The following is an 18003-nucleotide window of genomic DNA, read 5'->3' on the forward strand; positions in this document are numbered from 1 at the left end:
CGTCATTGTGCCGGCGCAGGGGCGCCCTGGCGTCGCCGTTCCATGATCTGCTGCCAGCGCGCCAACGCGGCCGGGTCGCCGCGGTCGATTTGCGCGAGCAGCGCCTGGCGACGGGCCAGCGCCTCCGGGTCGTCCTTCACCTGGTCGAGAAAACGCTGGCGCTGCTGGACGGAAGGCGGGGTGGTCGCAGCGGCCGCTGCGGCCGGCGTTTGCGCTGCCACAGCGGGCGTGCCTGCCGTTGCAGAGGCGCTGGCTTGCGGCATGGCCGCGCCGGCGGGCGCCCTGGCGTCGCTGAGCGGGGCCGACGCTGCGCCCTGGGGCCGGCGCGCGCCCGCGGCACGACCGCCGCCGCCCGGCGCATCGCCCGGCAGCACCACGCGTGCGCCGTCCTTGAGCCGGTCGGCGCCTTCGGTGATGACGCGTTCGCCCACCTGCAGGCCGGAGCTGATCACGATTTTGTCGACCGTGGCCGTTCCGCGTTTGACGGGGCGCAGGCTCACGGTGCGCTCGGCCGCATTGAGCACATACACATAGTCGCCGCTGCTGCCCAGGCGCACGGCGGTGACCTGCACCACCACGGCGTTGTCGATGGTGCGGACCAGCAACTGCACATTCACGAACTGGCTGGGAAACAGCGTGAGCTTGCTGTTGGCAAAACGCGCCTTGGCCTTGACGGTGCCGGTGGTGGTGTCGATCTGGTTGTCCAGCGAGGCGAACACACCGGTGTCCAGCGTGCCCGAGCGGGTACGGTCGAGCGCGGTGACCTTCATCACGGTGCCGGCGCTGACGGCCTGCTGCAATTCGCCGACCTGGTCCTGCGGGATGGAAAACACCACGTCGATCGGGGTGACCTGGGTGATCGTGGCTATGCCGTTGGCATCGCTGGGGTTCACCACATTGCCCACGTCCACGGCGCGCAGGCCGACGCGGCCGCTGACCGGTGCGACCACGCGGGTGTAGCCCAGGTTCAGGCGGGCCGCGCCTTCGTTGGCCTTGTCGATCACCACCGTGCCCTCGAGCTGCTTGACCAGCGCGGCCTGGGAGTCGACCTCCTGGCGGGCTATCGAGTCCTGACCCAGCAGGGTCCTGAAACGCTGCAGCGTGACACGTGCGCTGTCGAGTTGGGCCTCGTCGCGCTGGCGCTGGCCGCTGGCCTGCTGCAGGGCCAGTTCAAACTGGCGCGGGTCGATGGTGGCCATCAGCTCGCCGGCACGCAGCATCTGGCCTTCCTTGAACAGTACTTTCTGCAGCACACCGGAGACCTGCGGGCGCACCTTCACCGTGGCTTGCGGTGTGACCGTGCCCAGGGCGTCCAGAAGAATGGGAATGCTGGCCCGCTCGGCGGTGGCGACGCCGACCGTGGTGGCCGGCGGGCCGCGGCGGGCGCCGCCGCCCGGGGCGGCGGTGCTGGCGTCTGCCGCGGGATGGGTCAGGCGCCAGGCGAGCCAGCCGGTGCCGGTCAGCGCGACCACCGCGATCAGGCCGCCAATCAGGGTCGCGCGTCGGCTGAGGCGTTTACGGGGGAGGGTCTCGGGGCCGGCGGTCGGCGCCTCGGATTTCAGGTCCATCAGCTGTCCTTGTTGCCCACCGCACCAGCGGTCTGGCGCGGCACTTTTTTGTGTTTGATGGGTGTTGTCACCAGCGGCGCATTGGCGCTGCCAGCGTGTATTTTTCAGCTCGCCAAAGAATTATCACTGCAAGGCTTCGCGCTCAGGTGTAGCGCCGGAAAGGGCTTCGTAAATGTCCGGTAAAGAGCGGTGGCCCGGCACCTGCCGTGGCGGAACGTGCTGGCGACAACTGTCTGGCAGCGCACATTGCTCTGTTTTTGATAGCTGCTGGCGCTTTCCCTGCCTGCGCTGGAGGCCGATTGGATGCCTGTTTCAGGCGGTGGCGCCGCGCCGGGCGCGTGGATTCGCTGCTTAGAATCACTACATCCACTTGTCCACAGGGCTCCCCGCATGACATCTATCGCCGCTTCCGGCCTGCGCATCAGCCGCGCTGACTACCGCAACCCAGTACACGCCGACGCGCTGGTCTTCCTGCTCGACGCCTACGCGCGTGACAAGGCCGGCGGCGGGCAGCCCCTGAGCGACTTCGCCAAAACCCACCTGGTGGCGGAACTGGCCGCACGGCCCCAGGCCTTCAGCGTGCTGGCCTTCGACGGCGCGCAGCCGGTCGGGCTGGTCAACTGCATCGAAGGTTTTTCAACCTTTGCCTGCCGCCCGCTGGTCAATGTGCACGACGTGGTGGTGCTGGCCAGCCACCGCGGCCGGCGGGTCGGTGAGTTGATGCTGGCCGAGGTCGAGGCCATCGCACGCGAGCGTGGCGCCTGCAAACTCACGCTGGAAGTGCTGCAGGGCAATGCGTCCGCCATCAAACTTTATGAACGCATCGGTTTTGCCGGCTACCAGCTTGACCCGGTGTTGGGCAGCGCGCAGTTTTTGCAGAAGTGGCTGGGTTGAGTCGTTTGGCCAGCCGTCAGATCACGCAGGGACGTAGGTCAACCTGATGACCTCCTCGCCCATCCGGTCGCTGGTCATCAGGCGAAGCGGCGGCCGCGATCCGGCGAAATAGGGCTTGCCCTGACCCAGCACAACGGGGTGCAGGTAGATCCGGTACTCATCGATCAGCCCAAGCCCGGTCAGGCTGTGCGCCAGCTCCGGACCGGCGACTTCGATTTCCCCGTCACGTTCGGCCTTCAACTGGCGGATCGCGCCCGCAAGGTCATCCTCAACCAGCGTCGCATTGGGGCCGACCGACTTCAAGGTGCGCGAGACGACCCATTTGGGCTGCTTCCGCCACGCCGCCGCAAAGGCGCGCTCCGCGTCATCCCACTCCGGATGCTCGTCGTCCCAGTAACGCATGATCTCGTACATCCGGCGGCCGTAGATGCTGCCCGTCTGCCCTTTGACTTCTTCGATGAAGTGGCGGAAGAGCTTCGGGCCAGGCGCGAACGCCGTGTGATCGACGTAGCCGTCCAGCGACTGGTTCATTCCGAAAACTAGCTTGGCCATAAGTACTTCCTTTCGCAACACGGTAGTTTCCACATGAGAATGATTACAGACTTCCGGGTCCCGCGAGCCAACCACACGCCAGCTGCCTCAAGATCTGGTCGTTCGGTTTAGCCGATCGATTGGGATGGGCACTCCAAGCATCCACCAGGGGAGAAAATCCCGGATCAGTTTGAGCACGAAATTTGGTCCATATTCATCAACGCGATTCAGACCTCATCCCGGATTCCTTTGGAAGAAGCATCCCGCATCGCCATTAGCGCGGCAAAAGCCAGCGCGCCCAGCGCCGCTGAAAACCACAGCGCGCTCGCGCCGAAGCGGTCAATCGCCAGGCCGAACAGCCACGGCGACAGCGCCTGCGCAAAACGCGCCGGCACCATCAGCAGGCCCTGGCGCGCGCCATAGTTCTTGGCGCCGAACAGCACCAGCGGCAGCGTGCCCTTGGCAATCGTCAGCACGCCGTTGCCGGCACCGTGCAGCACGGTGAACACGGCACCCGCCGGCACGCCGACAGCCAGAAACACCAGGGCGCCCAGCGTGTGCATGGCGCCGGCGACGCGCGCCGAGATCAGCGGATGGATGTTGCGCAGCAGCCCGTATTCGAGCAGCCGCCCGGCCACCTGCGCCGGGCCGACCAGCCCGGCAAACACCAGCGCGGTGGCCAGCGGCACGCCGTGCACCTGCAGCAGGCGCGGCAGGTGTGCGGCCATGGCGGTGCTGATGAACCAGGTCGCGGCAAACACAAAGGCCAGCAGCGCCGCCGTGCGCGCCGGGTTTTGTACGGACGCGGTTTCAGATGCGGAGAGGGTGCCGGCCGGCGCCGGTTCTGCTGGCATGGCCTGCACGGCCGGCGGCTCAGCTGGCGCTACCGGTGTGGAAGGCAGCATCCAGTTCAGCGGCAGCGCCACCAGCAGGTGCAGGCCGGCCCACACCCCGCAGGCGGCACGCCAGCCCCATTCGAGTTCCAGCCAGGCCGACAGCGGCCAGCCCACGGTGCTGGCAAAACCGGCCAGCAGTGTGATGCCGGTGATGGCGCCGCGCGCGTCCTTGCCGTACAGGTGCACCAGCGTGGCAAAAGCGGCTTCATACAGTCCGGCGGCCATGGCCACACCCAGAATGGCCCAGGCCACGAACAGGCCGACCGGCCCCTGTGCCAGGGCCAGGGCGGCCAGCCCGGCGGCAAAGATGAAGCTGGTGGCGACGAGCACCGGCCGGCCGCCATAACGGTCAATCGTCTTGCCGGCAAAGGGGCCCAGCAGGGCGGAAACCACCAGCGCCAGCGAAAACCCGAGGAACACGGTGGCTGTGCTGATGCCCAGATCACGCGCCATGGATGTGGCCAGCATGGCCGGCAGGTAATAGCTGGAAGCCCAGGCCAGCGTCTGCGCGACGCCCAGGCTGCCAACGGTGGCGCTGCGGCGCTGGCCCCCGGTCAGCGCGCCGCGTAGTTTCAAGCCTGGCCCGTGTATCTGCGGCCGTCCAGCCCCCGGTCCAGCAGCACACCCAGCGCAGCCCCAGCGACTTCGGCGATCACAAAGCCGGGCGCGCTGGCTGGTGAAATGCCGGCAAAGCTGTCTGACAACATGCGGCCCAGCACGGCGGCCGGGTTGGCAAACGAGGTGCTGGCTGTGAACCAGTAGGCCGCGCCTATATAGCAGGCTACCAATGCCGACGCCTTGCCAACAGGTGCGCGAAGAATCACCAGAATCAACCCGGCGGTGGCCACCGCTTCAGCCAGCCACTGGCCCCAGCCACCGCGCAGCTTGTTGCTGACCTGGAGCACGCTCATGTCGAACATCGCGTTTGCCAGCCAGGCGCCAAGCACTGCGCCTGCGAGTTGAAATGCTATGAAAAAGAGAGCTGTCTGCGTACGGCCAGCATGGTCTGAAGGCGTTTTTGACCATAAAACCAGGGTCACCACCGGGTTCAGGTGCGCACCGCTGACCGGGCCCAGCGTTTCAATCAGCACATACAGCGCAAACACCGTGGCCAGCGTGTTGGCCAGCAGGGCGATGGCGGTGTTGCCGCCGGCCAGGCGCTCGGCCATGATGCCCGAGCCAATCACGGCGCAGAGCAGGCCGGCGGTGCCCAGAAATTCGGCGAACAGGCGCTGCGCCATTGGCGGCAGCTTGGCCGCCGTGGAAGCTGCGCCGCTCATGAGCCGGCCAGATCGCGTGCGGTCTGCTGCACCATCGCGCGCTCCAGCTTGTCAGACGGCAAATTGATCAATAGCCCCAGCCGTCTGTGGATGGCGTGCAGGGTCTGGCGGAAGGCTTCGAGTTTGTGCGCCTCATCGCCGTCGCCCTCGGACGGGTCGGCATAACCCCAGTGCGCGGTGGCGGGCTGGCCGGGCCAGTAGGGGCAGACCTCTCCCGCTGCGTTATCGCAGACGGTGATGACCAAGTCCATCCGCTCTGAGTCCGGTTTGCCAAATTCGTCCCAGCTTTTGCTGCGCAAGCCCTCGGTGGATATACCTGCGTTTTGCAAGACCCGCAGGCCCAGCGGATTCGGCTGCTGATTGTCGCGCGGGCTGCTGCCGGCCGAGAAGGCCTTGAAGCGCCCCTGGCCGATGTGGTTCAGCACCGCTTCGGCCAAAATGCTGCGGGCCGAGTTGTGGGTACACAGAAACAGGACGTTGAGGGGGCGCTCAGCCATGAAGGTTCTCCGGGGCGATGGTTTGAGGTTGTGATGAATCTGACCTAAGGGCAGTGCTGTTCGTTTAAGCGCTACAACGCGGATCGGGCTTAGCCCTTCGACGGGCTCAGGGCAGGCCCTGTCGAAGCCCCTTGGCATGGAGGCGACCCTTCGACAAGCTCAGGGCGAACGGTCAAACGAGCCTTATCTGGTCCAACGGGCAACACCACCACCGGCGAAAAGCCGCCACCCGCCGTGCGGAAGTTGGTGGTCTGCCCGGTGTAGGTGCGCGCGGCCAGCAGTTGCACCTGGCCGCGGTAGGTGTAGGCGCGTATGTCCAGCTTCAGGCGTGTTGCCACGCCATCCACATCCACCAGCCTTTCGCTGGGGGGCACCAGCGCCTGGGCGATAAAGCCGCCCGCCGTGATGTGCGCCCAGACACTTTTCGTGAGTTTTTCGCCCCGGTACGCGGCCTTGCCGCCGTAACCTGCCACCGGTTTGAAGAACAATTGCCGCCGCCGCGCCCACAGGGCATCGGCATCTTCGGCTTTGACCAGCTCGGTGCGCGGCACCACCGCCTGCAGCAGGCGCCGGTCTTCAGCAGAGACGCCCCATGAGGCCAGCAGGGCGTCGTCACCCAGCGTGATCAGGTTGCGCTTGTCTGCAAACATCGCATGGGCACGCGGATGCGGCGTGACCACCGCCGCGCCTGCCACATAGGCGGCACGCAAAGCCGCGTGGGTGGGCTCAGACAGGCTGAAGTCGGTCAGGCGGTTGTAGACCAGATCGACCGCCTGGTCTGGCAGGGCGGGGTGCCACAAGGCGCCGTCTTTCCACTCAAAATCGCGCGCATCCCCCACCGCAGCGCTGAGGCCGTGCGCCAGAAACAGCTGGCGCGCCAGCGCAAACTCTGGCGCCAGGTACTGGTCATCGGGCGCGTCATCCACAATCAGCACGCTGCGCAGCGGTGCCGTGCCGCGCAGGGCCTGCCACTCGCTGCGAAACATTGCTACAAAGGTGTCGTCCAGCCCCGTCAGATCGCTGTTGGCATCCATCAGCCCCTGCATCGGTGCGCAGCAGTCGCGGTGCGCGCGCGCCAGCGCGGCGTTCAGCAGCGCACCACCGGCGTTGGTGTTGATTTCGATCAAGCGCGGGCCGCCTTCAGCCAGGTGAAAGTCATAACCCATGAAGACACTGGCAGGGCCAAAGTCAAGCCTGGCAATGTCGGGCGCGGCGGATAACGCGTGCTGCTGGTAGGCGGGCAGGGCGATCACGCGTTCGATCGCGGCAATCGCCTGGCCCAGTGTGGTGTTGATGGCCGGGTCCAGAAACACAGCGCTTTCCGAAAACAAATGCGGGTGGCTGGCCGCCAACCCGGCCGCCATGCCCTGCAGGCTGGGGTCGGTTTCCAGCTGCTGGCGCAAACGCTCGGGGCTCAGGGTGCGGCACAGGCAACCCAGGTTCAGTGTTTCGGCAAGGTTCATGGTGTGCAGCGGGCTCAGCAGTTCACGCCGCAGCTTTCGCCCTGACAGCAATGTTCGGTCAGGTAGCCCAGCAGGGCCGTCATCTGTTCAAAATTGGCGCGGTAAATCAGGTTGCGGCCACGCGGCTCGCTGCTGACCAGGCCCGAATGCGCCAGCTCTTTCAGATGAAAAGACAATGCGCTGGGCGCCACTTCCAGCTGTTCGGCAATGGTGCCCGGTGTCAGGCCGGCAGGCCCGGCCACCACCAGCGCACGGAAAGTGCGCAGGCGCTGGGCCTGCGCCAGGGCGGCCAGTGCCTTGACGGCGGTGGCCTCATCTATCAGCGTTGTGAGGGTTGATTCCATAGTTCAAATATAATTGAAATATTGAAGCGAAGCAATTGCAGAAGGAAAAAACCGATGTCCGACATCACGATTTATCACAACCCGCAGTGCGGCACCTCGCGCAACACCCTGGCGCTGATCCGCAACAGCGGCGCAGAGCCCGAGGTCATTGAGTACCTGAAAACACCGCCCAGCCGAGAGACGCTGCAGCAACTGATCATCGCCATGGGCCTGCCGGTACGCGACGCAATGCGGCAAAAGGGCACGCCGTATGCGGAACTGAAGCTGGACGACCCGGCGCTGAGCGACGCGCAACTGATAGACACCATGCTGGCCCACCCCATCCTCATCAACCGCCCCATCGTGGTCACGCCGCTGGGCACCCGCCTGTGCCGGCCGTCCGAAGCCGTGCTCGACATCCTGCCTGCGCCGCAGCAAGGCGCTTTCACCAAGGAAGATGGCGAGTTGGTGATTAGCGAGAAGGGCCAACGTGTTGCCGGTGCTTGAAAACCTTCCCAACCTCGACACCGCGCTGTTTGCGCCACCGTCTGCCAGCGCGCTGCAGGCCTTTCGCCCCTCGGCCCACGCGCCGCGCATGTTGCTGCTGTATGGCTCGGTGCGCGAGCGCTCTTACAGCCGCCTGCTGAGCGAAGAAGCCGCGCGCCTGCTACAGGCCATGGGCGCAGAAACAAAAACCTTCGACCCGCGCGGCCTGCCGCTGCCCGACGACGCGCCCGACAGCCACCCCAAGGTGCAGGAGCTGCGCCAACTGGCGCAGTGGGCCGAGGGCATGGTCTGGACCTCGCCCGAGCGCCACGGCGCCATGACCGGCATCATGAAATCACAGATCGACTGGATCCCGCTGGCCGACGGCGCGGTGCGGCCGACCCAGGGCAAGACGCTGGCCCTGATGCAGGTCAGCGGCGGCTCGCAGTCCTTCAACGCCGTGAATCAGCTGCGCGTGCTGGGGCGCTGGATGCGCATGCTGACGATTCCCAACCAGTCCTCGGTCGCCAAGGCGTTTCTGGAGTTTGACGAAGCCGGTCGCATGAAACCCTCCGCCTATTACGACCGCGTGGTGGACGTGATGGAAGAGCTCGTGAAGTTCACCCTGCTCACGCGTGATATGTCGCCCTATCTGGTGGACAGGTACAGCGAGCGCAAGGAAAGCGCCGAGGCCTTGTCCAAACGGGTGAATCAGCGGAGTTTGTGAGACTTCTCAAGAAAAATCGGCCCCCGGTCCTTTAGTAATGGGCGCCGGCAGCTATCAAATTCGTAGCGTTTGGGGTTGTGCACTGGTTTCACTCTGTGTCCCGGCTTAGCAGGCTGCGAACGATCCTGCGCGCGACGGGCGACACGAGCAACACGGCGGGGAAGGCGAATAACCACGCGGTGAGCCAGGAACCGGCCCACAGCGACAGAAAGCCCGGCCCCAGCCCGGCGGCGCGCAAGGTGGAGATTCCAGCGACCAGCAGGGACATCAGGCCCGACAGCAGGAAGCCGAACAGGATGGGCTCGAATTTCCGGGGAATCATGGGGTCACCTCCGCTTCCACTTCGGCTCGCATGCGCTGCAGCGCTTCGGCGACATTCGTGCCGAACATCCGCGCCGTCTTGATGTCTCCGGGGGCAAACGAGTCTGCCGGCTCCGAATGCCCGGCCTGCGCCATCATTCCCGACCACGAGCCCAGGCGGTTGGCGGCTTCCTCGTAAGGCACGCCGCTGTGCTGCTCCGGCAGGATGGCATTGCCGACCCAGACCATGCCGTGCTGCATGGCGAAGACAAACATCGACAGCAGCGTCGATTGCTTGTCGCCGGCCGGCAACGACGAGACGGTGAAGGCCGATGCCAGCTTGCCCTTGAGGGCGTGGCTTTTCCAGAGCCGGCCGGTGGCGTCCATGAAGGTCTTGAAGGTGCCGGAGACCCCGCCCAGGTAGGTGGGTGAGCCGAAGACGAAGCCGTCATAGTCCAGCAGATGTTCGGGTGTGCGGGTCAGGTCTTCGGCCTTCAGCAGATGCGCGGTGATGCCGGAAACCGAGCGCGCACCCGCCAGGATGTGCCCGGCGATATGGGCCGTGTGGCCGTGGGCGCTGTGATAGATGACGGCGAGTTGTTTGTTCTTCATGGTGTGTTGTCCTTTTCAAGTTGAGTGAATGAATCTCAGAAAACAGGTCTTCATTGCGAGATCCGGGCGAGGAAGACGGCGGCCAGGTACAGGCCGAATCCAAAAATGCTGTGGTTGGCCAGGCTCCGGAGCTGGTTTTTCACAGGTGTCGCGGTGCGCGACGAGGCGATGCCCGCGCCCATGGCGGGCTGCATGACGAGCCAGGGCGCGGCGACGGTGCCGATGCCCAGGCACAAGGCCGGCAGCAGCGTGGGCTGGTGCATCCATTGCATGCCCGCGATGCCGGCCAGCAGGGCGGCGAAGGCGATGCCGGTTGCGTAGTGGACCAGCCACCCCAAAGCAAGCTCGCCCCGCACGGGCGCCGCCTTGGCGATGGCGTCGTGGTGCCACGTGCCGCGGCGCCAGTGGCCGACCCAGCGGCCGATCATCGCGAAGTTGAGCGCGGGCACGCCCAGGCGTTGCAGAAGCAGCAGCCAGGCGTCCATGACCGCGGTAGCGCCCACGCCAATGAGCAGGATGTGTGCGGCGCCTGAAGTGAGGGTGTTCATGGGATTCCTTGTTGACGAAAAGTGAAGTTGGTGTACTCTACAAGTTCAAGTCAACTTGAAGTCAAGGGGTTTTTTCATGGACATCGCCGAAGTCGCCAGAAAATCAGGTTTTCCTGCCTCAACGCTGCGTTACTACGAGGAAAAAGGGCTGATCAGCTCGGTCGGCCGCCAGGGTTTGCGCCGCACTTTTGCACCGGGCGTGCTGGACCAGCTGGCGCTGGTTGCGCTCGGGCAGGCCGCTGGTTTTTCGCTGGACGACATCGGTGCCATGTTCTCGTCCGACGGCCAGGCCAGCATCGACAGGGCGTCGCTCAGCGCCAAGGCCGACGAACTGGACCAGACGATCAAGCGCCTGAAGGCGATGCGCAACGGGCTCCGGCATGCTGCGGTGTGCCCCGCGCCCAGCCACGCCGAGTGTCCGACCTTTCAGCGGCTGCTGCGTTCGGCAACAGCCGGCGAACTGAGTCCGCGCGCGAGGAAGCCCGCGCTCCTTGTGCGTTCGGCGGCGTGAGTGCGCTGGCCAGGCCGGAGCGAACCATGGTTCAATGGTTCTGCTGGTTCTTCACCTTCGTGTTGGGCAGCGAGATTTGCACACCATGCAATGCGCAATCGAAACCAGAGCTGCACGTCAGACGGGGTCGCGGCACCAGTAAAAAGGGGATGCTCATGCTGTTTCTGAGTCAGGAAGTTGAGTTCGGCTGGCCCGGCACGGTTGTCATGCCGCTGTTCAATCGGACAAGGGCGTTCACCAGGGGCACGGCGTTTGCGAACCGGGCGCACCAGGCACCATGATGCGGGTCTTGCTCATCGGCGCGCTCTATCTTGTCGCTGTCTTCGCTGCGGGCTTCGTGCTGGGCGTGCTGCGCACTCTGGTGGTGGTACCGCTGCTGGGCGCGCTCTGGGCGGTGCTGCTGGAACTGCCGGTGATCCTGGCCATCGCCTGGCTGGTCTGCTCACGCGTCCTGCGGCGCTGGCCGCTTTCGCCCTCCGCGGCACTGGGGATGGGCCTGGTCGCCTTCTCGCTGCTGATGCTGGTCGAGGCCGGTCTGTCGAACCTGCTGGCTGGCCGCAGCCTGACAGAACATCTCGCCCTGTACACAGAGTTGCCGCACCAGGTGGGACTGGCTGGGCAGTTGGTCTTTGCCGTTTTCCCCTGGATTCAGGCGCGGCGCACGCATACGCGCCAGGACTGAGCAGACACATGCAAGACCACAGGCGGCAACTGGAGAAGAACCCTCCAGGCACCGGAGAACTTGTGAAGAAAATAGGCCGCCGACCCTTGCCTCGTGTACGCGAGCTGCTATCTATATGGTAGCGCCTGGTTGCGCGTTCGAAAAACTCACCGCATCCTGCGTGGCATGGCGGATGTGCGAGATGGCCAGGTGGGTGCTCGGCCCCTGGGTTTCGAGGTAGCGAACCAGTGGGCTGTCGCCAGCGGCCAGTGGTTCGCGGAACAGCGCCACGTCTTGGCCCCGGTAAAAGGCGACGCCCCAGCCGTCGCGCGAGATGCCGGTCGCGCCGCCGCGCGAAGCCAGGGTGTGCAGGGAAAATGTCAGCCGGGCCGGCCCGGAAGTTGAGAGGGCCAGGAGCTCACACATCAGGTGGGGCGCAAGGCGCGGTAAATGCTTGCTGCATGACCTGCAGCGTCACATGCGTGATGTCGAATCGGTCGTGCAACTGGTCGGTCGCGTGTTTCAGGAAAGCGTCGTTTGCGTGTCCCTGCGGCATTACCAGATGCGCGGTCAGTGCAATTTGCGAGGTTCCCATCGCCCAGATGTGCAGGTCGTGCACCCGTGTCACGCCTGGCAGCGCTGCCAGACATGCCTGAACGGCTTGCGGGTCCACGCTGTCGGGCACACCGTCAAACAGCATGTGAAGCGACTGCTTGAAAAGACTCGCGGTTCCCACCAGGATGACGCCGGCAATCAGCAGGCTGACCACCGGGTCCAGCCACACCCAGCCCATCCACAATGTCAGCGCCCCGGCGACCACCACCCCGGCGGAGACCAGGGCGTCGGCGGCCATGTGCATGAAGGCGCCGCGGATATTCAGGTCGTGTTCGCGCCCGCGCATGAACAGCAGGGCGGTGGCGGTGTTGATCACAATGCCGATGCCGGCCACCACCATGATGGTCACGCCCTCGGCACCCGCCAGCGGCTCGGGCGAGAAGAGGCGGCCCACCGCTTCCCAGGCCAGTGCCCCCATCGCCATCAGAAGCAGCAGGGCATTGGCAAAAGCCGCCAGAATGGTGCCGCGCTTCCAGCCATAGGTGTGGCGCGGGTTGGGGCGCAGCTTGCTGGCCAGTGCGCCGCCCCATGCCAGAACGAGGCCGGCTACATCACTCAGGTTGTGGGCCGCGTCGGCCAGCAGGGCCAGCGAGTTGACTCGCCAGCCATAAAACGCTTCGATCGCCACAAAGACGATGTTGAGCACGATGCCGATGGCAAAAGCCCGGTTGAAGTTGTCCGGGGCGTGGCCATGGTCATGGTCGTGGTCAGCGCTCATGCGGCGAGGTTCTCCGGCATCACCGCGGAACTGACCGGCGGAAAAGGGGCGGGTGGGTCCGACGCATCGAAGGATTCTTCGAATGCACGGCCCCAGGCGGCCATCATGGACTCGCGTTGGCTGCCGGCTTCCTCACACACCCACGCCCTGATGTCTTTTGCGTATCCCATGCACATGTCGCTTGTCCTCTCGTTGCGATGTCGATGTTGCTTGCGGCTCAGCGCCGCCGCAAGACACCACTCAAGTCAGTTCCCGGCGCAACGGTATTGAACACCGTGCCGTATTTCTTCACATTTTCATGCAGCAAGTCCAGTCGCTGGTCCGACTCGTCGGTATCCACGATGATTTCGTAACGAATGGACTCCATTCGGGGCGGCACGTCCTGCCGCACGCCATCGACGATGACTTCAACACCGCGCATCTGGAACTTCAGAATAGGCGCGACCCGCTCCATGCCCTTGATCATGCAGGCCGACAGCCCTGTCAGCAGCAACTCTGCCGGGTTGAAGGCATCCGGGTTGCCCGCCAGGTCGGTGTCCAGGGCGATTTCGGCGTTTTTGCAAGTGGAAAGACTGCCGCGCGCGTCGACGCGGCGCGACGCCACGTGAAAAGTCATTTTGGCAGCGGGCTGGCTCATGAGGGGTGATCCTTGTCGGTTGAGTGCGTACTCAGGGCAGACCTGACGCAGGCGTCGAGGCGGCTGCCGATGACAGGGTACCCGTTTTTCCTTTTGCCTCCAGCAACAGGAACGCGCTCCCGCTGCTCAAGCCGCCAGCCGCGGTGGGGCGTCTGGCCTGTCCTTCAAGCGATGGCGGTGAGCCATTGCTCGATCTTGTCGCGGCTGGGCACGCCGCCCGCATGGACCACTTTGCCATTGATGACAACGCCTGGCGTGCTCATGACGCCGTAGCCCATGATGTCGCGCAACTCCTCCACTTTTTCCAGCTTGACGGTGACGCCTTTGGCCTTCGCCACCTGGTCGATGAGGGCAATGGTGTTTTTGCAGTTGGTGCAGCCGGTGCCGAGTACCTTGATGTCCATGGTGTTTCCTTGAGAGTGAGGTTGATGAAAAGAGTTTGTGCTTGGTGCAGCGTTGCACGCTATCTGGAACATAAAAGCGCGTCTTTTGCGCCATGGCGGCGTTGCAAATCCGCGCGATACCCTTGGTATCGCTGTGGTTTGCGCCTTGCCTTGACCCAAAAGCCATCACTTTTATTTGTTCCATCAAGCATGCAACACTGCACTACAGCACCGCGTTGAATACAAAACCCACCAGCAGAATGCCGCCGGCCACCACCGCCACAAAGGTGGCGATCAGCCGCAGCTTGAGCACCTTGCGCAGGATGATCATCTCGGGCAGGGACAGCGCAATCACGCTCATCATGAAAGCCAGCACGGTGCCCAGGGCCGCGCCCTTGGCCAGCAGCGCCTGCACGATGGGAATCACGCCGGCTGCATTGGTGTACATCGGCACACCCATCAGCACCGCCAGCGGCACCGACCACCAGGCTTCCTTGCCCATGAAGCTGGCCATGAACGCTTCCGGCACATAGCCGTGGATCAGGGCGCCCAGTGTTATGCCGCCCAGGATGTAGGGCCAGACCTTGCCCACAATTTCGCGCACCGCTGAAAAACCGGCTTGAATGCGGTCGGCCAGCGTGGTCTGCGCGTCTTCAAACTGGGCCGAAGTTTTTGGCATGTCGCGCACCCAGTCTTCGAGGTAGGCTTCCATCTTGAGGCGGCCAATGATCCAGCCCGCGACGATGGCGACCGCGAGCCCCAGGCCCAGGTAGAGCAGCGCCACCTTCCAGCCGAACAGGCCAAACAGCAGCGTCAGCGCCACTTCGTTGACCATGGGGGCGGAGATCAGGAAGGAGAAGGTCACCCCCAGCGGCACACCCGCCTGCACAAAACCGATGAACAGCGGCACCGCCGAGCATGAACAAAACGGCGTGACGATGCCCAGGGACGCGGCCATCACGTTGGCCACACCCTCGCTACGGCCGGCCAGCAGGGCGCGGGTGCGCTCCGGCGTGAAGTAGCTGTTGACCATGCCCATGACAAACACCACGCCGGTCAGCAGCATCAGGACCTTGGGCGTGTCGTAGAAGAAAAACTGCAGCGCACCCCCCAGGTGGCTGGCCCGGTCTACCGGCAAGGCGGCGACCAGTGCTTCAGAACCGGGCAGCAGTGTCTGGTAAAGGCCCAGCCAGCCCAGAGCGGCCAGGATCAAAAAGATGACGGGCTGGCGCAGGGGCCAGGACTTTTGCGGCGTCGTGACGGTGTTCATATCTGTGAAGACGAAGGAAACCGGCAAAAGACGCACAAACCACAAAATTATTGATGAAATATGCCTCCAGCCCTTATGCAGAAAGCGCAAGCAGCTATTGAAACTGTAGCAAAGAAAGAGGTGTCAGAACGGCTGAGGGGGCAGTACTCAGCTTTTTTCAGGCTGGCAGCTCTACGGGCGCGGCACAAAATCCGCCACGTGCCCCGCATCGTCGATTTGCACCTGGCAAGCCACGGTCATGCGCTGCTTCAGGCGCTGGCGCGCGCGTTGCAGGCGCGATTTTGCGGCGCTCAGGTTCAGCCCCCTGGCGGCGGCGAATTCGGCTTGTGGCATGCCCTGCAGGTCGCATAAGGTGATGACCTCGCGGTCCTCGGCCGTCAACTCGGACAGCACGCGCGGCAGGCAGGCGGTGAGGGTGTCCACCGTGTCGGTTTCATTGGCAGGTGCGGCCAGGTCGTCGGGCAAGTCCACCGTGGCGCGGGCCACGCGCAGCCGATCGGCCAGGGTGTTGCGCGCCACCTCGAACAGCCAGGCGCGGGCGTTTTGCACCGAACAAAAGCGTTCACCCTGGCGCAGGGCCTTGATGAACAGGTCCTGCAGCAGGTCATCGGCCTCGGCCGGATTGCCCAGCCGATGGCGCAGCCAGCCGCGCAACTCGGGCGCGTGGGAGGCCCAGGCGGTGGTCAGACAATTCGGTGCGGCTCCGTTCAACATGGTTTCCTCAGGCACTGATGGCCGGTCGCTTCATTTTCCACCAAGGTGCAACTGGGTGGGTGACGTCATTGCTGTTCTTGCTGCAGGGCAGGAGCGAAGCCGGAACTGACGGTTCAGTGAAATCGCCTGACTTTCAAGTCAGGTAAGCCCCAGCCCGGAAAGGACGGACGCAGGCAGCTACGCAATTCATAGTGTGGGAAGTCACCGGCTGACTGTCATCAAACTGCCATTAAACCGACATGAACACGTCACCCTCGACTTCCAGAATCACTCCATCAGTCAAAAACACGATGGAGAGTGATTCATGGGGCAGGGATTCGGCAAGGATTACGAGCAGGGTGAAGGCGTCAACACGACGTCCAATCCCTTCATACACGAAGTAGACGGCGAGCGCCGCCATGTGCTGCGCTGCACGACGGCGGCGGTGGCGCTGCTGATGGGATCGCACACGCTGACGGCCAGCGCCGCCACCGTTGCCAAAGGCAAACCCCTGGGTTTTACCGGCGTGCCGGTGTCCAGTGCAGACACGCTTGTGGTGCCGCCCGAGTACGACGCCCAGGTGCTGTACCGCTGGGGTGACGCGGCCGGCATTGCGGGGGCTGCAGCGCCAGCCTTCAGTGCGGACGCGTCGAACAACTGGCAGGAGCAGTTGCTGCAGTCGGGCATGCACCACGACGGCATGGAGTATTTTCCGCTGGACAAAAATCCACGCCATGGCCTGCTGGCCATCAACCACGAGTACACCGACGACGGCCTGCTGCACAGCGACGGCATGAAGACCTGGACCGCCGACAAGGTGCGCAAGTCGCAGGCGGCACACGGCGTCAGCGTGATCGAGGTGGTGGAACGCGCCGGTGTCTGGCGCGTGATGCCCAACTCGCGTTATGCGCGCCGCATCACCGGCAACACACCCATGCTGTTCAGCGGCCCGGCCGCCGGCCATGCGCTGCTGAAAACTGCGGCCGATCCCGAGGGCCTGCAGCCGCTGGGCACGCTGAACAACTGCGCCGCCGGCCAGACGCCCTGGGGCACCTTTTTGACCTGCGAGGAAAACTGGAACGGTTACTTCTCGGCGCAGGACAAGCCGAACCCGGACGAGGCACGTTACGGCCTGCGCGCCAAAGGCTTTGGCTACCGCTGGCACGAGTTTGACGAACGTTTTGACGCAGTGAAACACCCCAACGAGCCGCACCGCTTTGGCTGGGTGGTGGAGATCGACCCGCAGGACCCGACACAGACCCCGATCAAGCGCACCGCGCTGGGCCGCATCAAGCACGAAGGGGCGACGACGACGCTGTCCCGCGATGGCCGCGCGGTGGTCTACATGGGCGACGACGAGCGTTTTGAGTACATCTACAAGTTTGTCAGCCGCGACAAGGTCAAGCCCGGTGGCTACCGCGCCAACAAGGAGTTGCTCGACCATGGGACGCTGCATGTGGCCCGTTTTGATGAGCAGGGGTATGGCCGCTGGTTACCGCTGGTGCATGGGCAGGAAAACCTAACCGTCGCCAACGGCTTTGCCAGCCAGGCCGACGTGGTGGTCAAGTGCCGCCAGGCTGCGGACGTGGCGGGCGCCACCAAGATGGACAGGCCCGAGTGGGTGGCCGTACACCCCAACACCGGTGAGGTGTTTGTGACGCTGACCAACAACAGCAACCGGGGGCAGGGCAGCCAGCCGGGACGCATGGTCAATGCAGCCAACCCGCGCAACGACAACATCATGGGTCACATCATTCGCTGGCGCGAAGGCAAGGGCAGCCCGGGCGGCAGCGCCAGCCGCCTGGACGGCGACGCCAGCGCGACGGAGTTTCGCTGGATGCACTTCGCACTGGCCGGTGACCCGAACGCCGAGAAGGCCGAGTACCGGGGCACGATCAAGGGCGATATGTACGGCAGCCCCGATGGTCTGCAGTTTGATTCGGGCGGCATGCTCTGGATACAGACCGACATTTCCACATCGGTCATCAACAAGGGCGCCTACAAAAATATAGGCAACAACATGATGCTCTGCGCCGATCCGGCCACCGGCGAGACCAAGCGCTTCTTGACCGGCCCGGCGGGCTGCGAGATCACCGGGGTGACGTTCACGCCCGACCGCCGCGCGGTCTTCATCAACATCCAGCACCCAGGCGAGACCGCCAGCGAACGCAGCGATCCGGCCCAGCCGAAGGCGGTGAGCCATTGGCCTGACGGCCCGGCGGGCGGACGACCGCGCTCGGCCACTGTCGTCATCCGGCGCAAGGATGGCGGCGTCGTCGGAACCTAAAGAGTCAAAGCCCCTGCAACGGGGCTTTTTTACGGAAATTTTCGAGAGTCGAGAGTCGAGAGTTGAGAGTTGAGAGTTGAGAGTCATTTGCGAGAAGACAACC

At 64.4% G+C, this 18003-nt stretch carries 24 protein-coding genes; 7 read left to right on the top strand and 17 right to left on the bottom strand.

Translation table 11 applies throughout. The features are described 5' to 3' along the window. Positions 1 to 2: 2 nt before the first annotated feature. Entirely contained in the window at positions 3 to 1568 is a 1566-nt protein-coding gene (locus tag PSV26_RS16300) for an efflux RND transporter periplasmic adaptor subunit (protein ID WP_300572162.1), read from the bottom strand. A 390-nt stretch (positions 1569 to 1958) separates the two neighbouring features. Here PSV26_RS16300 and PSV26_RS16305 point away from each other — a divergent pair, with 390 nt between their 5' ends. Next, positions 1959 to 2462, top strand: coding sequence for an N-acetyltransferase (locus PSV26_RS16305; RefSeq protein ID WP_300572164.1), 504 nt, complete (start codon positions 1959 to 1961; stop codon positions 2460 to 2462). Positions 2463 to 2483: 21 nt separating this feature from the next. Here the strand turns inward: PSV26_RS16305 and PSV26_RS16310 are convergent, their stop codons facing one another. The 6 genes from PSV26_RS16310 to PSV26_RS16335 all read right to left on the bottom strand — a co-directional run bounded on the left by PSV26_RS16310 (position 2484) and on the right by PSV26_RS16335 (position 7473). Continuing rightward, positions 2484 to 3014: a dihydrofolate reductase family protein gene (locus PSV26_RS16310; RefSeq protein WP_300572166.1), complete on the bottom strand. Its 531-nt coding sequence runs from the start codon at positions 3012 to 3014 to the stop codon at positions 2484 to 2486. 206 nt (positions 3015 to 3220) lie between these two features. Then, positions 3221 to 4465, bottom strand: a complete 1245-nt coding sequence (locus PSV26_RS16315; protein ID WP_300572168.1) for an MFS transporter — start codon at positions 4463 to 4465, stop codon at positions 3221 to 3223. Next, positions 4462 to 5169, bottom strand: a complete 708-nt coding sequence (locus tag PSV26_RS16320; protein WP_300572170.1) for an MIP/aquaporin family protein — start codon at positions 5167 to 5169, stop codon at positions 4462 to 4464. The genes PSV26_RS16315 and PSV26_RS16320 overlap by 4 nt, the downstream gene beginning before the upstream one ends. Continuing rightward, positions 5166 to 5666: an arsenate reductase ArsC gene (locus PSV26_RS16325; RefSeq protein ID WP_300572172.1), complete on the bottom strand. Its 501-nt coding sequence runs from the start codon at positions 5664 to 5666 to the stop codon at positions 5166 to 5168. The genes PSV26_RS16320 and PSV26_RS16325 overlap by 4 nt, the downstream gene beginning before the upstream one ends. Before the next feature lie 89 nt (positions 5667 to 5755). Next, a complete protein-coding gene (locus tag PSV26_RS16330) occupies positions 5756 to 7129 on the bottom strand; it encodes a hypothetical protein (RefSeq protein WP_300572174.1) in 1374 nt (457 codons plus the stop codon). A 14-nt stretch (positions 7130 to 7143) separates the two neighbouring features. Beyond that, positions 7144 to 7473, bottom strand: coding sequence for a metalloregulator ArsR/SmtB family transcription factor (locus PSV26_RS16335; RefSeq protein WP_300520063.1), 330 nt, complete (start codon positions 7471 to 7473; stop codon positions 7144 to 7146). 54 nt (positions 7474 to 7527) lie between these two features. On the opposite strand from PSV26_RS16335, the gene arsC reads away from it, so the two are divergent. Then, positions 7528 to 7959, top strand: a complete 432-nt coding sequence (gene arsC, locus PSV26_RS16340) for an arsenate reductase (glutaredoxin) (protein WP_300572176.1) — start codon at positions 7528 to 7530, stop codon at positions 7957 to 7959. Beyond that, the gene (gene arsH, locus PSV26_RS16345; RefSeq protein ID WP_300520068.1) at positions 7943 to 8665 is read left to right on the top strand and encodes an arsenical resistance protein ArsH; all 723 of its coding nucleotides are present in this window, start codon (positions 7943 to 7945) and stop codon (positions 8663 to 8665) included. The genes arsC and arsH overlap by 17 nt, the downstream gene beginning before the upstream one ends. A gap of 88 nt (positions 8666 to 8753) precedes the next feature. Here the strand turns inward: arsH and PSV26_RS16350 are convergent, their stop codons facing one another. The 3 genes from PSV26_RS16350 to PSV26_RS16360 are packed head-to-tail and all read right to left on the bottom strand — an operon-like array spanning position 8754 to position 10125. Beyond that, a complete protein-coding gene (locus tag PSV26_RS16350) occupies positions 8754 to 8987 on the bottom strand; it encodes a DUF2798 domain-containing protein (protein WP_300520072.1) in 234 nt (77 codons plus the stop codon). Continuing rightward, positions 8984 to 9577, bottom strand: coding sequence for a flavodoxin family protein (locus PSV26_RS16355; protein WP_300572178.1), 594 nt, complete (start codon positions 9575 to 9577; stop codon positions 8984 to 8986). Before PSV26_RS16355 ends, PSV26_RS16350 begins: the two co-directional genes overlap by 4 nt. A 50-nt stretch (positions 9578 to 9627) precedes the next feature. Then, positions 9628 to 10125: a DUF2938 domain-containing protein gene (locus tag PSV26_RS16360; RefSeq protein ID WP_300520077.1), complete on the bottom strand. Its 498-nt coding sequence runs from the start codon at positions 10123 to 10125 to the stop codon at positions 9628 to 9630. A 76-nt stretch (positions 10126 to 10201) separates the two neighbouring features. On the opposite strand from PSV26_RS16360, the gene PSV26_RS16365 reads away from it, so the two are divergent. From PSV26_RS16365 to PSV26_RS16375, 3 genes are read left to right on the top strand one after another with little or no spacing between them, the layout of a single operon-like run. Then, a complete protein-coding gene (locus PSV26_RS16365; RefSeq protein ID WP_300572180.1) occupies positions 10202 to 10636 on the top strand; it encodes a helix-turn-helix domain-containing protein in 435 nt (144 codons plus the stop codon). A gap of 26 nt (positions 10637 to 10662) precedes the next feature. Beyond that, positions 10663 to 10917, top strand: coding sequence for a hypothetical protein (locus PSV26_RS16370; protein WP_300572182.1), 255 nt, complete (start codon positions 10663 to 10665; stop codon positions 10915 to 10917). Beyond that, entirely contained in the window at positions 10917 to 11318 is a 402-nt protein-coding gene (locus PSV26_RS16375) for a hypothetical protein (RefSeq protein ID WP_300572184.1), read from the top strand. The genes PSV26_RS16370 and PSV26_RS16375 overlap by 1 nt, the downstream gene beginning before the upstream one ends. Before the next feature lie 111 nt (positions 11319 to 11429). On the opposite strand, the gene PSV26_RS16380 is transcribed toward PSV26_RS16375, so the two are convergent. From PSV26_RS16380 to PSV26_RS16410, 7 genes are all read right to left on the bottom strand, one after another. Beyond that, the gene (locus PSV26_RS16380) at positions 11430 to 11723 is read right to left on the bottom strand and encodes a class II glutamine amidotransferase (protein WP_300572186.1); all 294 of its coding nucleotides are present in this window, start codon (positions 11721 to 11723) and stop codon (positions 11430 to 11432) included. Next, positions 11716 to 12630, bottom strand: coding sequence for a cation diffusion facilitator family transporter (locus PSV26_RS16385; RefSeq protein ID WP_300572188.1), 915 nt, complete (start codon positions 12628 to 12630; stop codon positions 11716 to 11718). Before PSV26_RS16385 ends, PSV26_RS16380 begins: the two co-directional genes overlap by 8 nt. Continuing rightward, positions 12627 to 12800, bottom strand: coding sequence for a hypothetical protein (locus PSV26_RS16390; protein ID WP_300572191.1), 174 nt, complete (start codon positions 12798 to 12800; stop codon positions 12627 to 12629). The genes PSV26_RS16385 and PSV26_RS16390 overlap by 4 nt, the downstream gene beginning before the upstream one ends. A gap of 47 nt (positions 12801 to 12847) precedes the next feature. Then, positions 12848 to 13267, bottom strand: a complete 420-nt coding sequence (locus tag PSV26_RS16395) for an OsmC family protein (RefSeq protein ID WP_300572192.1) — start codon at positions 13265 to 13267, stop codon at positions 12848 to 12850. 164 nt (positions 13268 to 13431) lie between these two features. Further along, on the bottom strand, positions 13432 to 13671 hold the full coding sequence (locus PSV26_RS16400; RefSeq protein WP_300520096.1) for a thioredoxin family protein: 240 nt from the start codon (positions 13669 to 13671) through the stop codon (positions 13432 to 13434). 202 nt (positions 13672 to 13873) lie between these two features. Further along, positions 13874 to 14920 (bottom strand): permease, encoded by a 1047-nt coding sequence (locus PSV26_RS16405; protein WP_300572194.1) that lies wholly within the window; start codon positions 14918 to 14920, stop codon positions 13874 to 13876. Between the two features lie 171 nt (positions 14921 to 15091). Then, entirely contained in the window at positions 15092 to 15634 is a 543-nt protein-coding gene (locus PSV26_RS16410; RefSeq protein ID WP_300572196.1) for a sigma-70 family RNA polymerase sigma factor, read from the bottom strand. A gap of 304 nt (positions 15635 to 15938) precedes the next feature. On the opposite strand from PSV26_RS16410, the gene PSV26_RS16415 reads away from it, so the two are divergent. Next, positions 15939 to 17900: a PhoX family phosphatase gene (locus tag PSV26_RS16415; protein ID WP_300572198.1), complete on the top strand. Its 1962-nt coding sequence runs from the start codon at positions 15939 to 15941 to the stop codon at positions 17898 to 17900. The last annotated feature ends 103 nt before the right edge of the window (positions 17901 to 18003 follow it).

It is taken from the genome of Polaromonas sp. (assembly GCF_029945685.1).
In the GTDB taxonomy this organism is placed as follows: Bacteria; Pseudomonadota; Gammaproteobacteria; order Burkholderiales; family Burkholderiaceae_C; genus Polaromonas.